Genomic DNA, 1,354 nt, shown 5'->3' on the forward strand with positions numbered 1-1,354 from the left:
CGTCCAGAATGTTCCCCTGGCCGTTTCGGTGGTCACCGCCCGCCAGCTGGAAAGCGCCGGCGTCAAGGAATTCACCGACGTTTCGCGGGTCGCGCCGTCCCTGACCATTCGCCAGGCCGACCAGCCGATCAACGCGTCGGTGGCGCTGCGCGGCATCGGCACCTTCGCGTACGGCATCGGCGTCGAGCCCAGCGTCGCGGTCCAACTGGACGACGTGCCCGTCTCGTTCCAGGCCCGGGCCTTCTCCGACCTGACCGACGTCGAGCGCATCGAAGTCCTGCGCGGGCCGCAGAGCACCCTCTACGGCAAGAGCGCCTCGGCCGGCCTGATCAACATCACCACCCGCGATCCCAGCGCCAAGTTCAGCGTCCTGGCCAATGTCCTGGCCACCGACGATCACGAATATCGCGGCGCGGTCAGCCTGTCGGGTCCGATCGGCGAGACCCTGGGCTACCGGATCAGCGCCAGCCGTAGCGAATATGACGGCAACGTCAAAAATCTCTACGACGGCAAGAAGGTCAACGGCCGCGACGAGACCTCGGTCCGCGGCAAGCTGCTGTGGCGGCCGATCGACGAGCTGAGGGTGACGCTGGGCGCCAGCTATATCGAAGGCGTGGCCACCTCGAACGCGACGATGCGCGTCTATACGCCGGGGGCGACTCTGCGCGGCACGCCGGGCTTGACCTCGAACGTCACCATGCCCGGCGTCGTGGCGGGCGAGGAGAACTTGACCGTCAGCAACGACACCCCGCCCTACGCCAAGAGCGAGGGCTTCGGTCAGTCGCTGAAGGTCGAGTACGACCTGCCCAAGGACTTCGTCCTGGTCTCGATCACCTCGCACGACCAGTTCCGCCTGGACGACCAGCTAGACTCCGACCGGACGTCCTATGCGGGGATCAAGAACTCCCAAGGCGGCTATTTCAAAGCCAAGGCCAACACCCAGGAGCTCCGCCTGCTGTCGCCGGGCGATGGGCCGTTCCGCTACACCCTGGGCTTGTTCTATGGCGACAACGACCTGCGCCGCAGCTTCAAGCGGGGTCCGGTCTTCTCGCTGGCCCAGTGGTACGCGATGGCCACTTCGGAGAACAAGGCGGCGTTCGGCCAGGCCGAATGGACCTTCCTGCCCAAGACCACCGCGATCGTCGGCCTGCGCTATCAGAAGGAAGACATCGGCTACTATTTCAACGACATCCAGAACGGCAACGCCAAGTTCTCGGGCAGCGCCTCGGACAGCTCGGCGACCTACCGGCTGGGCCTGCGTCACCAACTGACCGACGATGTGATGTTGTTCGGCTCGTACGCCAYCGGCCACAAGGGCCAGACCTACGACTTGACGACGGGCTTCAACCAGGCC

General features: G+C 65.4%; 1 protein-coding gene. It reads left to right on the forward strand.

Going from position 1 to position 1,354, the window contains the following annotated elements:
• A partial coding sequence (locus AC1DZ6_RS25215) for a TonB-dependent receptor (RefSeq protein ID WP_477099825.1) occupies positions 1-1,354 on the forward strand: 1,354 nt, incomplete at both ends.

The sequence above is a fragment of the Caulobacter sp. P1_B12_2 genome (assembly GCF_056406675.1).